Below are 19,992 nucleotides of genomic sequence, written 5' to 3'. Positions count from 1 at the left end.
GATTATTATGAAAAAGTTTAGGATTTCTATCAAACAAAGTTAGGAGGTCTTCATTTGATAAATATAGTATAACCAAGTTAGCTTAAACCAAACTTAATTTTTTAGAACAAATTGATTTTTTTAGAAATTTCTTGAAAGGCATCTTTCAGCGAATCTTGATCTGTAAAAGTTGCTACTTCCCAACCTAAGAAATCACATTCTTTCCACCAACGTTTCATGTCAGCTGGACTGAAATCTACTTTCTTGCTCCTTGTTTGATGGCGACGAACTGTCTCTTCAAAAGTCAAATCATAATAGTAAGACAGAACTTTTGGATAAAAGAGAGCACGCAGTTCTTCTAGCATTTGCCCGTAAATATCTGTTTCATAAAATCCTTCAACGATCACCAACAAATCTCGCTCATAGCCATAACGGGCAATGGTTGCCGTCAAAGAGATTGACAGATTATCCGACTCGACTTTTTCTTTTAGCATGTCACGGCGAACGACATCTTGAGAGATGACAAGTGTCTTTCGTCCATAATACTCTTGCAATTTCTTTGCCAGGCTTGTTTTTCCTGAACCAGAATTGCCTCTGATAATCACCAACGTTGCCATTTACTCTCCTAAAATCAGACGGGTATGCTCCCGCTTGATACAGCGGTTCATGACAAGATCATCGTACCCAGCTGCACGAAGGATTTGCTCGGCTTCTTCATTTTCCAAGCCTAATTGTGCCCAGAAAATCCCAGCATCCGCTTCTAGAAAATCACGCGCCACATCTGGCAAAAACTCGCTGCGACGGTAAACATCGACGATATCCACCGAGAAAGGAATGTCTTTTAAATTGGCATACACGGTTTCACCTAGAATTTCCCCACCAGCTGCTCGCGGATTGACCGGAACAATCCGATAGCCCCGTTCTTGCATCTCCTTGGATACACGGTGGCTGGTTGCCTCTTCTCGATCTGACAAACCAACAACCGCAATCACCTTGCTATTTTCTAAATAATACTTGACAATCCCGTCGCTGGGATTTTTGAAATGATAGGTCATAAACTTTTCTCCGTAATCTTTCATGTATCGTGAGCTATGCTACTCCTTTTTGAATCAGAAACACAAATACTTTATAAAGTTGAATGTACCTGCTTTGAGAGTTCCTTATCTGAACTGAGCACAGCTAAAAAATCAGAATAATATCCCTCTTTTGGGTACTTTTGATTCTACTTTGCTTCATACCAGGTCTTGCCTGCGCTTTCGTCCGCTTTCAAGGGAACAGAAAGTTCAATGGCAGATTCCATGATGTCTTTGACCAACGTTTTGATAGCGGTCAGTTCGTTTTCGGGTACTTCCAGCACAATTTCGTCATGAACTTGCAATAGCATTCTGGTTTTAAAATTCCCATCTATCAGAGCTTGATCCAGTCGAATCATTGCAATTTTAAGAATGTCTGCGGCTGAGCCTTGAATTGGCGAATTGATTGCCGTCCGTTCTGCAAATCCTCGAACATTGAAGTTACGAGAATTGATATCTGGGATCTCCCGACGACGGTGAAAGAGAGTTTCTACATAGCCCTTGTCTCGTGCCTCTCGCACTACATTTTCCATATAATTCTTGATACCTGGATAGCGCTCAAAATAAGTATCAATATAGGACTTCGCTTCCTTACGGCTAATCCCCAGATTGTTGGCAAGTCCAAAGTCAGAAATTCCGTAGACAACACCAAAGTTGACAGCTTTGGCATTGCGGCGGTCATTTGGTGTCACATCTTCTGGTCTTTCGATATTAAAAACCCGCATGGCTGTTGAAGTATGAATATCAGCTCCATGTCTGAAAGCTTCAATTAAATGCTTGTCGCCTGAAATATGCGCCAAAACCCGCAGCTCAATTTGCGAATAATCAGAGCTAAGTAAGACACTGTTCTCCCACTCTGGCACAAAAGCTTTCCGAATCAAGCGACCTTGCTCTAGACGGATTGGGATATTTTGCAGATTAGGGTCAACACTTGATAATCGTCCTGTCTGAGTCAAATCTTGAAGATAGCGAGTGTGAATCTTTCCGTCTGCTAGAATCCAGTCCTGTAGTCCCGTGACATAGGTTGATTGAATCTTAGCAATTTGCCGATAGTCCAGAATTTTTTCCACAATTGGCGCGATTGGTGCCAAACGTTCCAATACATCTACTGCCGTAGAGTAGCCCGTTTTGGTTTTCTTAGTAAAAGACGTTGGCAAACCTAGTTTTTCAAAGAGAATGCCTCCCAACTGTTTAGGCGAATTGATATTAAACTCTTCCCCTGCTAAGTCATAGATTTCCTGAGTTAGCCGAGTCAGAATTCTCTCGTTTTCAATCTGCATGGTTTGCAATGTTTCGCGTTCTACCTTGATACCAGCAATTTCCATTTTAGCTAGTACAAAGGCTAAAGGTTGCTCCATTTCATACAGCAGATTTAGCTGGTCATGCTGGCGCAGCAAGTCTGTCATAGGCTTTTCCGTTTCAATGAGAACTGTGACTTTTCTGGCTAAATGGCTCAATAAAATAGCTTTTTCAGGCAGTGCCCGCTTAGCGCCTTTCCCATAAACCGCCTCATCTTCGGCGAGTTTGGTCTTGCCATAAAGACCAGCAATTGTTACGATTTCATTGTTATCAACGGTTGAAAGAAGGTACTTAGCTAAACGGCTGTCAAACGATGGTTGCGAAAGCTCAATGCCTAAGCGACTGAGCAAAACTTTAGAGCGTTTAAAATCATAAACCTTGAGGGCTGTGTTTCCCAGAAACTCTTTGAAAGCTGGTTGATGCAAAAGGTTGATGTCCTGACTGGCATAAATCTGCTGTGCATTTCCCCACGCAAAGCCCACCATCTCGTCTATGTGGTAATTGTCCCCCAACATTTCAAAGTAGAAAAAATCATCTTTACTGAGCATTTCTGGACGGACTTCCGTCACTTCCTCAAAAGCAATGTCAGCCGCCTCTTCTGGCTCTACTTCCGCTTCCAGCGCTTGCTTAAATTGCTTAAAGCCCATTTCATCATAGAATCTGCTTAATTGTTTGATATTCGGACCTTGATAGAGGATATCTTCCAAATCGATTTCGATGGGAGCTTGGGTATCAATGGTAACAAGTGTTCTAGACAAGAAAGCTATCTCTTTATCATTGATAAGATTTTCCTTCATCTTAGACTGCTTCATTTGGTCAATGTTGTCATAAATGCCTTCCAGAGAGCCATATTCCAAGAGGAGCTTGAGTCCCGTTTTCTCACCGATTTTCGTCACACCAGGGATATTGTCCGAAGAATCACCCATAAGAGCCTTAAGATCAATAAATTGTGTGGGTGTGATTCCCATTTTTTCCACGAGGTAGGCTGGTGTAAATTCCTCGAACTCAGCCACACCTTTTTTAGAAATTTCCACAATAGTATTATCATCGGCCAGCTGGATCAAGTCCTTGTCTCCGCTCACGATTGTCACATCGTAAGGAACAGCTGTGTTTTCAGCCATTTTATCCAAAGTACCGATAATGTCATCTGCCTCATACTGTTCCAAATCATAATAGCGAATACCCAACTTATCTAGCATTTCGCGAATAAAAGGCAGCTGTTCACGAAATTCCTCTGGTGTTTTAGCCCGACCGCCCTTGTAATCAGCATACATCTCTGTCCGAAAGGTGGTCTTCCCCGCATCAAATGCCACCAAGATATGAGTCGGCTGTACACGTTCTATCAAGTGATTCAACATAAGATGAAAGCCGTAAATGGCATTAGTGTGAAGCCCAGACGGACTCTTAAAACGGTCAATTTGATTATACAGTGCAAAAAAAGCACGAAAAGCGACGGACGAGCCGTCAATCAACAGTAATTTATTCTTGTTTTCCATAGGTTTATTATAACATGAAACCAAAAAAATTTTTTGATTAAGGATAGTGGTAGCACACAAAAAGCCTAAGAAAATTTTCTTAAGCCTTTATACTATTTTGATACAACAACTTTTCCAAATGTTTCACCGCATCTGCAAAGTGATCCACTACATACGTAGCTGCTTCTTGGACAGCCTTCGGAGCATGTGCCATACAGTAGGAAAGATCGGATTTTTCAAACATCGAAATGTCATTCCCTGAATCACCAAACGTCACAACTAGTTGATCGTGAGTTTTCAAAGACTGTAAGCTACTTCCCTTTGAAACATTCTTAGCCGTCACTTCTATTCGTGTCCCACCCGATTGATAAACTTCCAAATGAGAAAACTGTTCTTTTAATGTCTGCACATAGGAAGCTGTTTTTGATACTTCGGGTCGAATGTTGAATTTATAAATCTGCCGTTCGCAGACAAGGTCATAAGGATCGTCTAAGCAAAGAATGGGCATGTTCCATAACCGGCGCTTGTCTTCATGGTCAAAATTTCCGATTCTCTCTTCGCCATCTAGCGCATCGAAAATCAGTTTTTCTTGTTGGATATAGGCAAGTAAATCTATTACATTTTCCTGCTCCAGCGGTTGAGAAAATAAGAGATTGCCTTGCTCAACAATCATGGCGCCGTTAAAACCAATTGCATATTTCAGTTGAAGGTGATTTCTTTGCACAAGATAGTTTATCTCTTTAACAGATCGTCCTGTGGCAATGGCAAAATCACTATACTGCATCAGCCGCTGATAGGCTTGTAAATCTTCTGGCCTGACATCGACGGAATCTTTCACAAAAGTTCCGTCTAAATCTGTTACACATAAAATCTTATGTGCCATGGCTATTCCTCTAAACCTAGAATGTCTTGGATTTCCATTTTGAGAACATTGGCATAAGCGCCGTAGATAGATTGCATTTGCATGCCATTTTCAGCAAAGCCGAGTGCATCGTATTTCTTAATAATCGTATCTTTGTCAACTTTTGACTTGTCTTTGACATCAATCCGCAAACGAGTGATACAAGCATTGACATCCACGATATTTTCTGGACCACCGTGAGCCGCAATCAACCCAAGTGCTTGCTGATGTGTTTTTTCTTGTTTGCTCAGTTCTTTTCCTCCGGCTTGCTTTACCGGAGTAGTGTCTTGTGGTGCAGATTGACCGACATTTTGAATCTTCAAGCCATATTTACCACGCGCTTCTTGCTTACTTGCCAATTTGACTTCATTCGTATCTTCTCGACCTGGAGTCTTAAAGTTGAATTTCAAAATCATAAATTTAAAGACATAGTAATAAAGGAAGAAATAAGGGATACCTACTAAGAAGACGAGCCACCAGTGCGTTTTAGGTCCTTGCAACACACCGTAGATTACAAGGTTAATGAAACCATGTCCAGTAGGAGTTGCTACACCAGCACCCAGCATGTGCATAACAAACAAAGCAGAACCTGCCAAAACAGCGTGCACAGCGTAAAGCATTGGTGCCACAAAAAGGAAAGTAAATTCGATTGGCTCTGTAATACCAGTCAAGAATGAAGTTCCGGCTGCTGCAAAGAGAAGCGAACCTGCTACTTTGCGTTTTTCTGGAGAAGCTGCCTTGTACATAGCATAAGCAGCACCAGAAAGACCAAACATGAAGTAAACAAATTTACCACCATTGAAACGCGTAATAGATGGGTCAATAGACTTGATCGAAGAATCCGCTAAAGAAGCAAGATAGGCATTAACAGTACCGACGACATGGTTCCCACCAATTGTCCATGAGCCACCAAGCTCTGTCGTACGAACCGGCCAGTTGAGGCCATGGTGTAAACCAAACGGCAAGAGAGCCCGCTCAATCAATCCATATAAGAAAGTGCCAATCGGACCTGACTTCAAAACGAGGATAGAAACTGCACTGATACCTGCTTGAATGGTTGGCCAGATAAAGAAGATTGCAACGGCTACAAAGGACATCGCTACCATGGTAACAATCGGTACAAAACGCGGTCCACTAAAGAAACCAATCATCGTTGGCAATTCTTGCTTGACCGCCCATTTATGAATGAAGTAGACAGAAACCCCAACGATAATCCCTCCAAACACACTGAGGTCCATGGTTTGAATCCCGAGGACTTTTGTCTGCATGGCATTTGACAGGGCAAGTTTGGCTGCACCGCTTGATAAGTTAGCAGTATTGACTAGCCTTCCACTGATTTTCAACAAGAAATTCAAAACGTTGTGCAAAACAAGAAAACCTAACAGGCCAGATAAAGCTGCCGATCCTTTTTCCCGTTTTGCAAGACCAACTGAAACTCCGACTGCAAAAATAACAGGCAAGTTGCTAAAAGCTGTACCACCAAGCGCAATGAAAAATTTCATGACAAACTGAAAAATAGCATTGTTCAAGAAAGGAAACATCTTCAGCGTGTTTTCGTTGGTAAAGGCTGTACCAATACCTTGGATAATCCCCGCACCCGGCAAAACCGAAACAGGGAGTAAGAATGAGCGTCCAAATTGCTCAAAAACAGAGATAAATTTATTCTTCTCTTTCATCTTTTTGCTCCTTGTGTTTTTCTGTTTTCATTTTAGCAGAAATAAACTTGAAAACGTTTTTTTGAAAAGAAGTTTCTATCTTGCATAATTTTGACTATTTCGGTAAAATTTTACTAAGCAGAAAACGTTTTACTAAAAACGATACTTTAGAAAAGAGGCTTTATGTTTCTAAAAAATTTAAAACAGCACTATGACAGATTGTCTGTAAATGAACAAGAGGTCATTGATTATCTCATGCGACAAGAAGAAGTAGAGACGATTACACTAAAGACAATTGCCAATGAACTGTTTATCTCTTCATCAACCGTCATCCGTGCTTGTAAGAAATTAGGCTATCAAACCTATAACGAATTGCGCTATGATTTACGCTTATCAAAAGAACTCAAAAAAGATCAAGCGAAATCCGTAGCGTCCTCTTTTGAACAAATGAAAGAACAAATTCAAGTTGAATTCGCACATACCATTTCTATCTTGTCCGAAAAAGACTTTCAAATCTTTGCACAAAAAATTTTGGCTGCCCGACGGATTTTCTGCATTGGTGTTGGCTCTAGCTACATGGCTATGACCGACTTCAATCGAAAATTGAAACTCATTAACATCTGGTCCAATGACTACTTTGAGCAATACAGCATTGACCGGATTAAAGACATTGCTACGCCAAAAGATGTGATTATCGTCTTTTCACTCGGTGGCAGCAATAAAGACGTCAACCACAGTATCTTACAGGCAAAAGAACAAGGGGCAACTGTTCTTACAATCACCACTTTAGGAAATCATCTCCTTGCTAAAATCAGCGACCACATGATCTTTATCTACGATGCACCTAAAAAGCGCGAAAAACTACGCTCACGCCTAATGTTCAATTTAGTTGGAAATCTTCTCTTTGAAGTCATTCTAGCTGAGCAACAAACAAACTAATAAAAACAAAGAGTGAGATAAACCGGAAATGTTCATTTTTCTAGTCTATCTCACTTTCATTTTATAAATCTAATACAAGCGAAAAACTGCTACCTTGTCCATACTCACTTTGCACGAAAATATCACCACCCAATTGGCGTGCTAATTCACGTGCAATATAGAGCCCTAGACCGTGCCCGCCAGTTTTCATATTGCGAGAAGATTCTACCCGATAAAGTCGTTTAAATATTTTCTCCAAATCCTCTGACTTAATGCCCTGACCTTCATCTGCCACCGTTAAAGTCAAGCGCTTATTGTCAACCGCCGCATCAATAGTAAGCTTAGTGCCTGCTTCTGAATACTTAAAAGCATTGCTGACAAGATTGAGAATAATCCGCGAGAGTTTATCATAGTTGCTGATAATTTTTGCTGATTCTGGCTGTACTGAAATCTGAATATCTCGGTCTTCTTTATCAATCACCAATTGAAACTCCGACATAATATCAATCAAGAGCTTATCAAGGAAAATCTCTTCTTTTTCAAGCGGTACATCTGGCTGATTCATCGTATTCAGAGTGATAAAACTTAGCTCCTCGGCCAGCTTATTCAACCGATCGGTCTGCCGACTGATGGTTTTGAGATAATACTGCTGCTCATCTGCCGCAATCACACCGTCTAGCATTCCTTCAACAGTTGCTTGAATAGATGTCAAAGGCGTTTTAATATCATGTGAAAGCTGAGCAATCATCAAACCCTTTTCCTTCTCACTTTCTTCCAACGAAGTAAAGGTACTTTGCAAGTTTCTTGACATATTATTAAAGACATCTGCCAGCTCTTTAAATTCTGTTGGGTTTTTAATTGTATTCACCGTTTCAAATTGCTTGTCAGAGATTCCTTTTATGAGTTGTTTTAATTTATCCAAAGAAAGAAAGACACGGCTCAACAGCAAAAGGCTAACCAATGCCCCTGTAATACTAGCCAGAATGCTAATACCAATAATAAAATAAATATCACTTTTTGAAATCAGCATGGTGTTGACAGACCAGATGATTGCAACAACCGTGATCGTTGTGGAAATGAGGTATCCCACAATAATAAAGTGTTTTAATTTCATTTTAAACCTCTATCTTATACCCTAAGCCCCAGACGGTCTTAATCGTGGGTGTTTTTTCTGTACTGTATTTTGCTAAATCTTGCCGCAAGGCATGAATGTGAACATTCAACGTATTTGTATCATCTACAAAATCTTCTTGCCAGACTTTCTCATACAATTCTGTCTTAGAAAAGACCCGCTGAGGATTGCTGGCCAAAATCCATAGCAACTCAAAAGATTTAATGGTCATCATCAATGATTGTCCGTGCACTGTCACTTCGCGCGTTGCATGATTTATCTCTAAATCCCCTAGTTGGAGTTTTTCATCTGCTCCCACACTGCGGTGAATGCGCCGCAAGATATTATGCACCCGCAACACCAACTCCCGCGGACTGAAAGGTTTGGTAATAAAATCATCCGCCCCCATACTGAGGGAATAAATTTTATCCGGTTCAGATGTTTTAGCAGTGATAAAAAGGAAAGGTTGCTCCGGAGCAAGATACTGCACTTCGCCAATCAAATCATACCCGTCCATGTTGGGCATCATAATATCGGTGACAATCAAATCAATCGGATATTTCTTAAAAAGCTCCAAAGCTTCCTGCCCATCATGCGCCACATTGACTTCATAACCTGCCTGTGTTAAATAACGCTTGTTAATCTCGGTAATCTCTACTTCATCATCTACTAACAAAATCCTCTTCGTCATTTTCTTACCTCTATTGTGAAAAATAGTGTTATACCACGAAAAAGTATAACACTATTTCTATACTTGATTCAAGCGTTATTGCTCACAAATGCGAGAATTACTTCTTTTCTCTGCGTTTCATGCCAACAAGTGCTAAAATAGCTGCTGCACTTAATCCAAGAAGTCCTAGGACTGTCAAGCCAAGAGAGGATTTTTGACCTGTATTAGGAAGCGATTTTTTGCTTGCTGTAGCTTGTCCACCTTTTGAAGATGTCGCAGAAGGTGTTCCACCTTTATTTGAATGCTTGCTTCCGTCATAATCTGCTTTTTTACCTTGGTTTTGTGCCTGATCATTTTGACCTTGTTGAGATTGTCCTTTAGAGTCCGCTTTCTTTTCACCTTTTAGGTTAATCGTCACAGATTTCGTCGCAATGACATTCTTCAAGTCCGCTTTGCCATCTTTGGTTGCTCCATACACTGTAACAGTCGCTTTATAAGAATGCGTACCATTAGCTTTTAGTTGGTCTAATAAAGCTTTATCCTGTTCACCTGCTGCATTACCATCTAGTGAGACTTGATAGAAATATTGCCCCTTTCCTAAACCTGCAAGTGGTAGGATACCTGCATGGTTTGCTTTACCATTATCTGACCATAAGGCGCCGTCTGAGGATTTCAACAAGAGACGTGTTAACATCCCATCACCACCGAAGAGTTCGTACGGAATGACTTCATTCACCCCTGCTGTAAAGGGACCAGGGTGGTTCGCATTGGCTAGGAAAGAAGCCGGAACATCTGTACTGCCCTTGATATTGTCCGTTACAGATTGCTTAGCTTGAGCAAGAGTTGGATCTTCTTGCGCTTTTGAAGCTGTTTCTTTTGCAACTGTTTCTGACGCCTTTTGGATTTTTTTCGCAGCTTCCGCGACGGACTTGCCTACTTTGTTTTCTTCTGTAACTTCTTGTTTTTCTTGCACCTTTTTATCTGGTGTTTGAGTTGTTTTGCCAGACAAGTCTTGTGAGGGTTTTGTTGTACTTGGTGTTCCTTTCTTTTCAGCTGACGGGCTTTCTGTTTGCCCTACTTTCGAATCAAGTATGGATTTACCAGAGTCTGTCGAACTATTTGAAGGGGTTGTTGTCACCACCTTGTTTTGCGCACCAACTTGGGCATTTACCGGATTACTAATAAGAATAAAGAATCCACTTGCCACAACTACGGAAGCAACACCTACACTTAACCGACGGATAGACCATTTTGTATATTTTTCATTATTTGAACGATGATTTTTGTCAACCATATTATTTACTCCTTTGATTATTTTTAATGGTTGATTAAAGTTTACCAAGCTCTTATTAACTATCCGTAAGACAAAGTTAAAGTTTTTCTTAAATAAGCATTATTTCTTGCTTATTTATAGAATTTTCACATGTTGTGATATACTAGATTACATGAACAACACCTATTATTTTGTCCGCCATGCACATTCGACTTACACACCTGACGAATGGACACGCCCTTTGTCACAAAAGGGACTCGCTTCCCTCTCACAATTAAAAATACTAGAGAATAAGCCAATCTCTGCTATTTATTCTAGTCCTTACCAACGAGCAATTGAAACGATTGAGCCTTTGGCACTAACCTTTGGGCTTCCGATTCAACTTGATAAGCGATTGATTGAACGAAAACTAAGCAGTCAGCAGGTTTCCGACCAAACATTTGAAACTACACTCAAGCAACTTTGGCAAAATCCTGACAGTTCTCTACCGGGTGGCGAATCGAACCTCATGGCTCAAAAACGAGCTCTAGCATTTCTGCAAAAATTAGAAGAAAATCACCAAGATGAACACATCATCATCAGTTCTCACGGCAATCTGATTTGTATCCTGCTCAGCTATTTTGATGGACAAATCCATTATGATTTTTGGAAACAACTGCCCATGCCCGCTATTTTAATATTAAAAGATGACAAAGTATACTTGCAGTAAGATCCGAATCAACTTTATCTATCAGTCACAAATTATTTTTTCACTAGTGAAACTCCTAAACCATTCCTATTTAGTTTAGGAATTTTTATTTGACAAATGATTTTCCAATCACCTCAAACTCTTATACAGTTTCTTTCGCGTTCGTTTCTTCCATGAAAATGCATTACTCCCCGTCCAAAAGTGTTTGTTTCTGACATCGAAACATGCTCATCAATCGGTCGAAAATTTGTCTCTCGAATCTCACGAAACAATCTCTTGTCTACGACCAGACAATAAACTAAATAGAAATAATAATATGAACTAATCGTTATCCACAAAAGATGTTCTTAGTCCATACAATCCCTCCCACATACTTTCATTTTAAGATAAAGATAGTTATACCTGTTTTCAAACCATTTGTCTATATATTTTTGTCTCTTTTTGAGCATCAAAAAAAGCACGCAAATGAGACACTTTCCTAAAATGCGAAAGCTTCATTCGTGTGCTAGGGTTAGGTGGAAAAATAGAATAAAGTTAAACCAAGAAAATAATGAAAATTAGTTGACTCTATCTTAGAATTCTTTCTCCACTACTTCCAAAGCTCGTTCAATAACCACATGCATATCATAATATTTGTAATCGGCTAAACGCCCACAAAAGATAACATTATCGTTCTTTTTTGCTTCTTCTAAATACTTATTATAGATAGCATTGTTTTTCTCATCATTGATTGGATAATATGGCTCATCTCCACGCTTCCAATTAGCTGGATATTCTCGCGTGATAACTGTTTTTTCTTGTGTTCCATATTCAAAATGTTTGTGTTCAATGATACGAGTATAAGGAATTTCACGCTCTGTATAATTGATGACTGCATTCCCTTGATGATTTTCTTCATCTAAAACTTCATACTCAAAACGAAGACTACGATATTCCAATTCACCATGCTTATAATCAAAATATTGGTCGATCATACCTGTAAAGACAATCTTATCAGCAGATGCTTCCAACTCTTTGCGATTGACAAAAAAATCTACTCCAAGCTCAACTTCAACACCTTCAAGCATATTTTCAACGATAACATTATAACCACCGATTGGAATTCCTTGATAACGGTCGTTGAAGTAATTATTATCAAAAGTTAAACGTAATAGTAATATTGAATAACCCAAACGAGTGCCTCTGTCAGAACCGATGTAATTGACGCTCCAATAAATCCCAAAGAAGGAATTAAAAGTAAGTTTAATCCAACGCTTACAAAAGCAGGAATTGTAGTTGACAACATAAACTCTCGATTTTTATTATGAGGTATTAAAATCTGAATTCCCATAATATTTTTCCAACCAATAAAGAACATCCGTGCAATCATAATCTCAATAGCCACTCGTGCTTCTTGAAAGTCCTTCCCTAAAAAGAAATTGACAAAATCTTTATTTACAATTAACATCCCTGCAATAATTGGGAAAATAATCAAATTATAAATCAAGAAAGACATTTCATACATTTTATTAACTGCTTTATAATCACCTGAAGACAGCAAACTTGAAACACGAGGAAGCATCACACTGCCAAGAGAAGTTACAATTGTTAGTAATATATTTATGATTTTTAAGGCTTGATCATAAATTCCCACATCCTTAGTTGAAGATAAAGCGCCTAGCATAGTTCGATCCAGCGTCACATATAGCGAGATGGCAATTTGAGGTAAAAACAATAGAATAACTGGTTTTAAATGTTCTTTTGCATGTACAACATCGAAATGTGGTTTCCCAATAAATTCCTTCGCTGGCAACCACATACTGAGCTGACCAAGTAGTTCAAATCCTGTCAAAAGAAAAACATATAAATATAAATCATTTGGTGTTTTCACAAATAAAAAGATTGATAGGATCCCTAAAAGTTTAACTGTAATATTCCGAATGGTAATCTTACGAAAATCTTCCAAACCTTGAAAAAGCCAAGAAATATCAAGGCCTTTTGACAACAAGCTCAATCCTAAAATGTAAGCAACAGGATTCTGCATACTTGGAACACTCCAACAAAGAAGAAGATAAAGAACTATAGAAATAAATGCTGCAACTACTTGCAAACTATATATTCCCCAGAAAGTCGGCTGAATATTCTTTCGATTTGCAGAAACCTCTTTCGTACCATAATTCGCTACTCCTAAAGTTGCTAGTAAGATGAAGTAGGTCACAATTGAATTAAAATAACCATAAGTTCCTAAATCCTCAGACGAGAAAATCCGTGTTACATATGGAGTAGTCAGTATCGGAAGGATGATGACCAGTAACTGATAGGAGAAGTTATAAGCGTAATTTTTTAATATTTTCATGTATTAATCCTCAAGTTCACTTTCCTTTTTTGGAAAAGTAATTGAAGCAAACATTATATACATAAATATATCATAGGATGGTCGAATCCAAAATGCTTCAATCATACAGTTTACGGATACCAAAGATAAAATTGCTAACAACAAATAATTCCCTTGTTTATATGACTTCCAAGACTGTAGAACATATAAAATAATAAGTATAATTAATGGAAATATGCCATAGGTAAATAGCATTTGTATATAAGAAGAGTCCACATAATTATAACTGTAAACCGATTCTGTCGAACCTCCATATCCAATAAATTGAATCCCTTTTGTTCCAAATAAATGTAAATCATATTTTGATAGAGCTTCTTTACCTAAATGCAGTCTCATACTCATTAAATTATTCACCAATACATAAAATGGACTTGCCCAAGTAAACCGCGAACTTAAATAATACATTAATGAAGATAAAATTGGAACAGAAAAGGGTAAAATAGCATAAACTTTCAGCTTCGTATTCTTCATATAATAAAAAAATAAAAAGATTAATGTAGCAATAAAAATAGAGAGAGCATTTAAACGAGCATCACAATATTTAAGAACAAAATAAGAAAGAAGAAGACCTATAATACTACGTATCCATATTATTTTATCTTTTAACAAATAAGAAATAGCTAGAAAAAGATAAAAACAATGAGAAGCAAAGTCTGTTGGATAAATAAAACCAAATGAATTTCGTACAACAGTTCCTGATAAGCGCTCTTGGACAAATTGTAAATTGGGAATTATACCAAGAAAAGATAAAAATACAAACATTCTTTAAGAATTACAAAAACTTTAAATTATAAATGCGTTTTCAATGCAATCTTTCGCCATTACATTTTAAACAACAAAAAAGTAGGAACAATCAATTCCTACCTTGGTTCAAATTTATTCTGTTTTATCTCGATTAACCTGCTCAAAACTTTCTGTGCCATCATTCAATCTATCCCAAATAATCACTTTTCCAGCTTTGAGAGACTTTTGTACATCAATAATACGCTGATTAGAGGAACCTCGAAATTGCAACATGAGATTTCGTTTTGCCTTATCAAAACGGCCATCTACCAGAATATCAATGAGACTAAGAAGTTCAAGTTTATCTGGTGTTTCCAGCATCATTTCTTCCCATGTATAGCCCGTCCAAGACCAAATATCTTTGTCAGGCAACTCTCGTCGAATACGCTTGACTAAGGGCAAGAGAATCCCAGTATTCAGAAAAGGCTCTCCTCCTAGCAAGGTCAGTCCTTGAACATAGGGCTCAGCCAAATCTTTCATGATTTGCTCTTCCAGCTCTTGCGTATAAGGAATCCCGGCATTGAACGACCAGGTCGCTACATTGTAGCAGCCCTCACAATGAAACATGCAGCCGCTGACATAGAGGGAATTACGCACCCCTTCACCATCCACAAAATTAAAGGCTTTATAGTCAATAATACGCCCCTTGCTTAACTCTTCACTTTTCCACTCACCTGGCTTCGGTGTATTCCATGTCATTTTTCTACCCCAACTCTATCCAATAACGCTCTTTCCCAGCTCGTACATCTTCCAACACTCCACCATTGGCCAAAATCACTGCTCGACTAGCAGCATTATCCATATCGCAAGTAATCAGAACGGGAGAGAGCGCTAATTTTTTGGCTTCAAGTAAAGCCAAGGCTAATTGTTGTTTACCATACCCTTTCCCCCGCTCACTAGGCCGAATGCCATAGCCAATATGCCCGCCCAACTCTAAGTAAAAATCATTTAGTGTCATACGAAGCCCTAAAAAACCTAATGCACGATCATCTGCAAAGGAAGCAAACAAAATAGCTGGAACACGCCCTTCTTTCAAATTCAGTCCTGCCTCTTGATCACGATTGATTTGCAACCAATCTTCGTAATTTTCTGCATATGCCCAAGTGCTTTCTACACCGCCATTCATGAGAAGCCCCTGCTCTTTGTATTCTGCAATCATTTCAAGTATCGCTTCTTTATCTGCCAATTCTGGTCTTCGTAATTCCATAAATTACTCCTAATTCAAATCTATCCAATAGCGTTCGGTGCCCTGTCGGATGTCTTCTAATATGCCCCCGTTTTTTAAAATAACTGCCCTACTAGCAGAATTGTCCTCCGCACAAGTAACTAGCACTCGGTGGATATTCTTTGAAGCAGCGACAAGAAGCCCTTCTTTCAACATAGCGGTCGCATAGCCTTTCCCCTGCATAGTTGGACGAATGCTATAACCAATATGACCGCCATGTCCGCGTAAATGTTCATTCAGACGCAAGCGTAAATTTAGAAAGCCAACAGCCTGTCCTTTATCAAAGGCAACAAACTGTATAGCCGGCACCCATGTATTAGGAATATTGAGACCCATTTCCGCATCTTGGTTTCCAGCAATCCAATCTTCATAAACGAAATTTTCCTTGTCCCAAAAACCGCCATCGTGTGCAGCATTCGACCTTTCAAATTCTAGTATGAGGTCTATCACCGCCTCTTTATCTTCTAATCTTGGTCGTCTTAATTCCATTTTTCTCACCTTGATAGAAAGAGAGTGAGACTAGCTTCATGCAAACCTCACTCTTTCTCCTATTTTTTCTTTGTTTTTTGTAAGAATTGTTCTCGCAAATTTGCAACACGATCTTTTTTATTGACTCCGCCTTTGGAATGCTTTTCATGATAGCGTGCCACTTGTGCTTTTCCTTTATCGTCTAATTGATATTTTCCCATGAAAGTTCCTACTTTTCTACATGATGTCCTTCGAACTTGATTGTTGAACCATTCATGTGTTTAACACGAGCTGAAATCTCCTTGTGACGTCCATTTACCATCGGACGGGCTTGAGGATTTCCAAGATAACCACAAGTTCGCTTGACAACATCAACTGTCTTAGGATCGCTATTGCCACAGTTTGGACAAGTAAATCCACGTTCTGTTGGCGTGAAATCCCCTTCAAAATCGCACTTATAACAATGGTCAATCGGAGTATTGGTTCCCAGATAGCCCACGCGGTCATAAGCGTAGTCCCAAACAGCTTCGAGCGCTTTTGGATTTTGTTGCAAAACAGGATATTCACAATAGTGGATAAAGCCCCCCGACGCACCCGCTGCTGGATAATCTTTTTCAAAGTCTAACTTTTCAAACGGTGTCGGATTCTTCCGAACATCATAGTGGAAGCTATTAGTATAGTATTCCTTATCTGTAATATCTTTCACAAGACCAAATTTTTCTGTATCCAGACGACAGAAGCGATCTGTCAGACTTTCAGACGGTGTAGAGTAAACTGAGAAGTGATAATCATATTGGTCAGACCACTCTTCGACACGGCGTTTCATTTCACGAACAATATCTACTGTAAATTTCTTAGCTTCTGGGTTATGTTCCCATTCACCACCATAAAAGACAGTCGCTACTTCATACAGACCGATATAGCCGAGAGAAACCGTAGCTCTACGATGTTTAAAGAGTTGATCTACCTTGTCATATTTACCAAGACGTTGCCCAAAAGCGCCATATTGATAAAGGATAGGAGCATTAGCTGGCGTTGCTTCTTTTGTACGTTCCACACGATAGACAAGGGCATCTTCAGCAATGTTCATCCGTTCATTGAAGATTTCCCAGAATTTATCCATATTACCTTCAGATTCGAGGGCAATTCTTGGAAGGTTGACAGTTACAACCCCAAGATTCATACGACCAGAATTGACTTCTTGACCATTTTCATCTTTCCAACCTTGTAAGAAAGAACGGCAACCCATTGGAACTTTGAAAGAACCCGTTAATTCCACAATCTTGTCGTAAGACAAGACATCCGGATACATCCGCTTCGTAGCGCATTCCAAGGCCAACTGCTTAATGTCGTAGTTTGGACTACCGGGTTCTAAATTCAATCCACGCTTCAACGTGAAAATCAATTTAGGGAAGATGGCTGTACGGTGCTCAGAGCCAAGACCTTTGATGCGGATTTGAAGAATAGCTTTTTGAATTTCACGCTCAAAACGATTGGTTCCAAGCCCAAAGCCAAGTGAGGTAAATGGCGTTTGTCCATTTGATGTAAACAAGGTATTGATTTCATACTCCAAAGATTGCATGGCATCATAAATGTCTTTTTTAGTCTTTGTCCAGGCAAACTCTTCTTGCTTTTCAGGAAGCACCCATTCACGCGCATCCTTCAAATGTTTTTCATAATTTTTTTCAGCATAAGGCGCTAAAACTTCATCAATTCGGTCAGCAGAGCAACCACCATATTGACTAGAAGCTACGTTTGCAATAATTTGAGAGATTTGCGCAGTCGCTGTTTGAATGGATTTTGGACTTTCGACTTCAGCATTTCCAATCTTAAAGCCATTTGCCAACATGCCCTTAAAATCAATCAAACAGCAATTCGTCATCGGTGTATAAGGACTGTAATCCAAATCGTGATAGTGGATGTCTCCTTTTTGGTGTGCATTTGCCACATGTGGTGGCAGCATTTGCAAACCAATCGATTTCCCAACAATTCCCGCCGTCAAATCACGCTGGGTGTTGAAAACATCGCTATCTTTATTGGCATTTTCATTGACAACTGCTTGGTCTTTGTTAAGCAATTTTCCGATTGTAAAGTTAATATCTGTTGCTTTTGAGCGCGCAAAATCACGTTGTGTGCGGTAAGTAATATAGCTTTCTGCAATGGCGTATTCATTGGCATTCAGTAATTCGTGCTCCACGATATTTTGAATTTCATAGATTTTAACACCCGCAGGAAAACGTGAAATCACTTCTGCTACGATTTTATTGGTAATACCTTCAAGTTTTGCTTCTAACAACGGAGTCATCGTCGTTACTTCTTGGCTAGCCTTGACAAGAGCTTTGTAGATCTTGTCTGCGTCAAACGCCACACGACGACCGTCACGTTTTTCTACATAAATATCAGCAAATCCTTGTACTGTTTCTTCTTTTAATGCAATCATGAGCTCCTCCATTCGTATAAAACATATTATATCACTCCAATAAAAAAAATCAATATCTTGTGGTGAAAAACTTTAAATTTTATTTTAAACACAAGATATTGATTTTTTATTTCAACTTATAGAGCTTGAAATGATTGAGTTTTAGGTCTGTCTGCTGATAATTTTCTTTTAATTGTTTTTTGATATCTTGCAGAAGAGACACTTGATCGTTGACCAAAATATAAGTTGGAGGCGTTTCTTTCAAGTTATTCACTAGGGACATTTGATTTTCATCTGTTCCTTGGTACAAGCTAGGGGTTAAAATCGGTACCGCAGATAGGCGCCCACTCGCTTGGTAGAGAGCTGCCGTTGTGTCCCAAGCATAGATTTTATCAGTATTCTTTGATTTGCTCTTGATATAATTTGCCGCAGAAATACGCTCACTTGTTTCGCCTGTCGATAAAACATACTGATTGACAAACGGAAAACCAATTAAGTAAATCATGGCTAAAAGCGGTAAAAAAGCATTCTTTGTAATATAAGTTCCGAAAGCAGACGAAGATTTTTGAACTCTACTGTGCCTTCCACCTCTATGGAATGACTGCTTTCCAAGCCACATACTGACTAGAACTATAAAAAATGGCAAAATCGGCAACAGTTGAGAGGCTCCCCGATCTGGCAAAAAGAAAACAAACACAACAAGAAAGATAGAGGCTAAAAAACTAAAGAGTTGTAGAAATCGTTCTAAAGAATTCGTTGGCAATGAAAAACTTCTCACCCAAGTCACAACTATACCAAGTCCAATAATAAGTCCTCCATAAAGCAAACCATTGTACAATAAATGCGACCCTGAAAAATGCAAGCTATCCCAAGGATAAAGAATCTGACTAATGGCAAGCCCAAAACTGCCATTCAAAACCGTATAATAACCTAGCGGATAAAATACAAGCGAGAATCCTACCAAAATGGCAAATAATTGATACAGACCGTGCGCTTTTTTCTTTGCCCAAATATTATAAACTAGCAGAGCAAGGAAAGTCACCAAATAAAATACAAGGCTCGTCACCGGATCAATCATAAAGATCAGCGCACCAAGTGCTCCAAAGCCAATAAAACCTCTGTCGCTTGCTTCTCCTGTCACATAACGCATCAGAAAGTACAGCGATCCAAAGACAAATGGGAAAGCAAAAATACTAGAGTATAAGCCGCCCCAGCCTAAAGCGAGCGTCAAACAATAGAATAAAGAAAGGATTTTGATAGAAGTGTTTTTTACAGCCGTTAATTGATATACGATTTTAAACAGATAAATTCCTGCAACAAACAAAGCCAAGCATTGCATTGCCACAAAGAAAATATTGCCCATAAAGAGACTACCCACCCAATTAGCTAGATAATAAAGCAGACCACTCGTTCCATAAATATTTCTATAAATAACCTGCCCTTGCGCCATTGCCCAACCTGCATATAAATTTTGAGATTGCAGATTAGTAGAAAGGTTGGTCAAAAATGGATTGGCAACACTTAAAACGCTCAATAATAAGCTCCACAAAAATAAAACGACAAAAGGAGTCGACGTTGGCTCTATAAAAACCGATTTTTTCTCGTTCTCTTCGTGAAGCGTCTCTACTACTGTCTCTTTCATCTCTTGTTCAGGCATTGTATCGTACATAAAGATTCTCCT

The 19,992-nt window shown here is 39.1% G+C and carries 15 protein-coding genes and 5 pseudogenes; 2 read left to right on the top strand and 18 right to left on the bottom strand.

Annotation, left to right across the window (positions count from 1 at the left end; translation table 11 throughout):
- Positions 1-101: 101 nt before the first annotated feature.
- The 5 genes from HMPREF2574_RS02775 to HMPREF2574_RS02755 all read right to left on the bottom strand — a co-directional run bounded on the left by HMPREF2574_RS02775 (position 102) and on the right by HMPREF2574_RS02755 (position 6,403).
- Positions 102-596: a kinase gene (locus HMPREF2574_RS02775; RefSeq protein WP_024053196.1), complete on the bottom strand. Its 495-nt coding sequence runs from the start codon at positions 594-596 to the stop codon at positions 102-104.
- Positions 597-1,034 carry a CoA-binding protein gene (locus tag HMPREF2574_RS02770; RefSeq protein ID WP_070242163.1) on the bottom strand — a complete coding sequence of 146 codons (438 nt, stop codon included), beginning with the start codon at positions 1,032-1,034 and terminating at the stop codon, positions 597-599.
- Positions 1,035-1,201: 167 nt separating this feature from the next.
- Positions 1,202-3,847 (bottom strand): DNA polymerase I, encoded by a 2,646-nt coding sequence (gene polA / locus HMPREF2574_RS02765; RefSeq protein WP_070812176.1) that lies wholly within the window; start codon positions 3,845-3,847, stop codon positions 1,202-1,204.
- A gap of 79 nt (positions 3,848-3,926) precedes the next feature.
- Complete coding sequence (locus HMPREF2574_RS02760; RefSeq protein ID WP_003071357.1) at positions 3,927-4,709, bottom strand: Cof-type HAD-IIB family hydrolase; 783 nt, start codon at positions 4,707-4,709, stop codon at positions 3,927-3,929.
- A 2-nt stretch (positions 4,710-4,711) separates the two neighbouring features.
- Entirely contained in the window at positions 4,712-6,403 is a 1,692-nt protein-coding gene (locus HMPREF2574_RS02755; RefSeq protein ID WP_070812175.1) for a PTS transporter subunit EIIC, read from the bottom strand.
- Positions 6,404-6,565: 162 nt separating this feature from the next.
- Between HMPREF2574_RS02755 and HMPREF2574_RS02750 the strand changes: the two genes are divergently transcribed.
- Positions 6,566-7,321, top strand: coding sequence for a MurR/RpiR family transcriptional regulator (locus HMPREF2574_RS02750; RefSeq protein WP_024053200.1), 756 nt, complete (start codon positions 6,566-6,568; stop codon positions 7,319-7,321).
- 61 nt (positions 7,322-7,382) lie between these two features.
- Here HMPREF2574_RS02750 and HMPREF2574_RS02745 read toward each other — a convergent pair whose 3' ends face one another.
- The 4 genes and pseudogenes from HMPREF2574_RS02745 to HMPREF2574_RS02735 all read right to left on the bottom strand — a co-directional run.
- A complete protein-coding gene (locus HMPREF2574_RS02745; RefSeq protein ID WP_070812174.1) occupies positions 7,383-8,414 on the bottom strand; it encodes a sensor histidine kinase in 1,032 nt (343 codons plus the stop codon).
- Between the two features lies 1 nt (position 8,415).
- A complete protein-coding gene (locus tag HMPREF2574_RS02740) occupies positions 8,416-9,102 on the bottom strand; it encodes a response regulator transcription factor (protein ID WP_070242118.1) in 687 nt (228 codons plus the stop codon).
- A gap of 97 nt (positions 9,103-9,199) precedes the next feature.
- A pseudogene (locus tag HMPREF2574_RS11095) lies at positions 9,200-9,316 on the bottom strand (LPXTG cell wall anchor domain-containing protein); the annotation flags it as partial.
- Between the two features lie 144 nt (positions 9,317-9,460).
- A pseudogene (locus tag HMPREF2574_RS02735) lies at positions 9,461-10,375 on the bottom strand (SSURE domain-containing protein); the annotation flags it as partial.
- 151 nt (positions 10,376-10,526) lie between these two features.
- On the opposite strand from HMPREF2574_RS02735, the gene HMPREF2574_RS02730 reads away from it, so the two are divergent.
- Complete coding sequence (locus tag HMPREF2574_RS02730; RefSeq protein ID WP_024053204.1) at positions 10,527-11,063, top strand: histidine phosphatase family protein; 537 nt, start codon at positions 10,527-10,529, stop codon at positions 11,061-11,063.
- A 551-nt stretch (positions 11,064-11,614) separates the two neighbouring features.
- On the opposite strand, the pseudogene HMPREF2574_RS02725 reads toward HMPREF2574_RS02730, so the two are convergent.
- The 9 genes and pseudogenes from HMPREF2574_RS02725 to HMPREF2574_RS02690 form a co-directional block, all read right to left on the bottom strand.
- A pseudogene (locus HMPREF2574_RS02725) lies at positions 11,615-12,199 on the bottom strand (UDP-galactopyranose mutase); the annotation flags it as partial.
- Positions 12,193-13,377: pseudogene (locus HMPREF2574_RS02720) on the bottom strand (flippase); the annotation flags it as partial. The pseudogenes HMPREF2574_RS02720 and HMPREF2574_RS02725, both read right to left, overlap by 7 nt.
- Positions 13,378-13,380: 3 nt before the next feature.
- Positions 13,381-14,178 (bottom strand): annotated as a pseudogene (locus HMPREF2574_RS02715) (polysaccharide polymerase); the annotation flags it as partial.
- A 114-nt stretch (positions 14,179-14,292) separates the two neighbouring features.
- A complete protein-coding gene (gene nrdG, locus HMPREF2574_RS02710) occupies positions 14,293-14,898 on the bottom strand; it encodes an anaerobic ribonucleoside-triphosphate reductase activating protein (RefSeq protein ID WP_003038320.1) in 606 nt (201 codons plus the stop codon).
- 4 nt (positions 14,899-14,902) lie between these two features.
- On the bottom strand, positions 14,903-15,406 hold the full coding sequence (locus tag HMPREF2574_RS02705) for a GNAT family N-acetyltransferase (RefSeq protein WP_024053208.1): 504 nt from the start codon (positions 15,404-15,406) through the stop codon (positions 14,903-14,905).
- A gap of 9 nt (positions 15,407-15,415) precedes the next feature.
- Positions 15,416-15,913 carry a GNAT family N-acetyltransferase gene (locus HMPREF2574_RS02700; RefSeq protein ID WP_024053209.1) on the bottom strand — a complete coding sequence of 166 codons (498 nt, stop codon included), beginning with the start codon at positions 15,911-15,913 and terminating at the stop codon, positions 15,416-15,418.
- Positions 15,914-15,972: 59 nt separating this feature from the next.
- Positions 15,973-16,113, bottom strand: coding sequence for a hypothetical protein (locus tag HMPREF2574_RS10370; protein ID WP_003027756.1), 141 nt, complete (start codon positions 16,111-16,113; stop codon positions 15,973-15,975).
- Positions 16,114-16,121: 8 nt separating this feature from the next.
- Positions 16,122-18,332 carry an anaerobic ribonucleoside-triphosphate reductase gene (gene nrdD, locus HMPREF2574_RS02695; protein WP_049508874.1) on the bottom strand — a complete coding sequence of 737 codons (2,211 nt, stop codon included), beginning with the start codon at positions 18,330-18,332 and terminating at the stop codon, positions 16,122-16,124.
- 106 nt (positions 18,333-18,438) lie between these two features.
- Positions 18,439-19,980 (bottom strand): heme transporter CcmD, encoded by a 1,542-nt coding sequence (locus HMPREF2574_RS02690; RefSeq protein ID WP_070812171.1) that lies wholly within the window; start codon positions 19,978-19,980, stop codon positions 18,439-18,441.
- Positions 19,981-19,992: the final 12 nt, after the last annotated feature.

Origin of the sequence: Streptococcus sp. HMSC034E12 (assembly GCF_001835915.1) — a bacterium.
Taxonomy (GTDB): domain Bacteria; phylum Bacillota; class Bacilli; order Lactobacillales; family Streptococcaceae; genus Streptococcus; species Streptococcus vaginalis.
This window is presented reverse-complemented; position numbering and strand designations above follow the sequence as displayed.

Bases quoted from the DNA above. Each gene is read 5' to 3' on its own strand.
- HMPREF2574_RS02750 (WP_024053200.1), top strand. From the start codon at position 6,566: ATGTTTCTAAAAAATTTAAAACAGCACTATGACAGATTGTCTGTAAAT.
- HMPREF2574_RS02700 (WP_024053209.1), bottom strand. From the start codon at position 15,913: ATGGAATTAAGACGACCAAGATTAGAAGATAAAGAGGCGGTGATAGAC.
- nrdD (WP_049508874.1), bottom strand. From the start codon at position 18,332: ATGATTGCATTAAAAGAAGAAACAGTACAAGGATTTGCTGATATTTAT.
- polA (WP_070812176.1), bottom strand. From the start codon at position 3,847: ATGGAAAACAAGAATAAATTACTGTTGATTGACGGCTCGTCCGTCGCT.
- HMPREF2574_RS02730 (WP_024053204.1), top strand. From the start codon at position 10,527: ATGAACAACACCTATTATTTTGTCCGCCATGCACATTCGACTTACACA.
- HMPREF2574_RS02740 (WP_070242118.1), bottom strand. From the start codon at position 9,102: ATGACGAAGAGGATTTTGTTAGTAGATGATGAAGTAGAGATTACCGAG.
- HMPREF2574_RS02760 (WP_003071357.1), bottom strand. From the start codon at position 4,709: ATGGCACATAAGATTTTATGTGTAACAGATTTAGACGGAACTTTTGTG.
- HMPREF2574_RS02755 (WP_070812175.1), bottom strand. From the start codon at position 6,403: ATGAAAGAGAAGAATAAATTTATCTCTGTTTTTGAGCAATTTGGACGC.
- HMPREF2574_RS02690 (WP_070812171.1), bottom strand. From the start codon at position 19,980: ATGTACGATACAATGCCTGAACAAGAGATGAAAGAGACAGTAGTAGAG.
- nrdG (WP_003038320.1), bottom strand. From the start codon at position 14,898: ATGACATGGAATACACCGAAGCCAGGTGAGTGGAAAAGTGAAGAGTTA.
- HMPREF2574_RS02745 (WP_070812174.1), bottom strand. From the start codon at position 8,414: ATGAAATTAAAACACTTTATTATTGTGGGATACCTCATTTCCACAACG.
- HMPREF2574_RS02770 (WP_070242163.1), bottom strand. From the start codon at position 1,034: ATGACCTATCATTTCAAAAATCCCAGCGACGGGATTGTCAAGTATTAT.
- HMPREF2574_RS02705 (WP_024053208.1), bottom strand. From the start codon at position 15,406: ATGGAATTACGAAGACCAGAATTGGCAGATAAAGAAGCGATACTTGAA.
- HMPREF2574_RS02775 (WP_024053196.1), bottom strand. From the start codon at position 596: ATGGCAACGTTGGTGATTATCAGAGGCAATTCTGGTTCAGGAAAAACA.
- HMPREF2574_RS10370 (WP_003027756.1), bottom strand. From the start codon at position 16,113: ATGGGAAAATATCAATTAGACGATAAAGGAAAAGCACAAGTGGCACGC.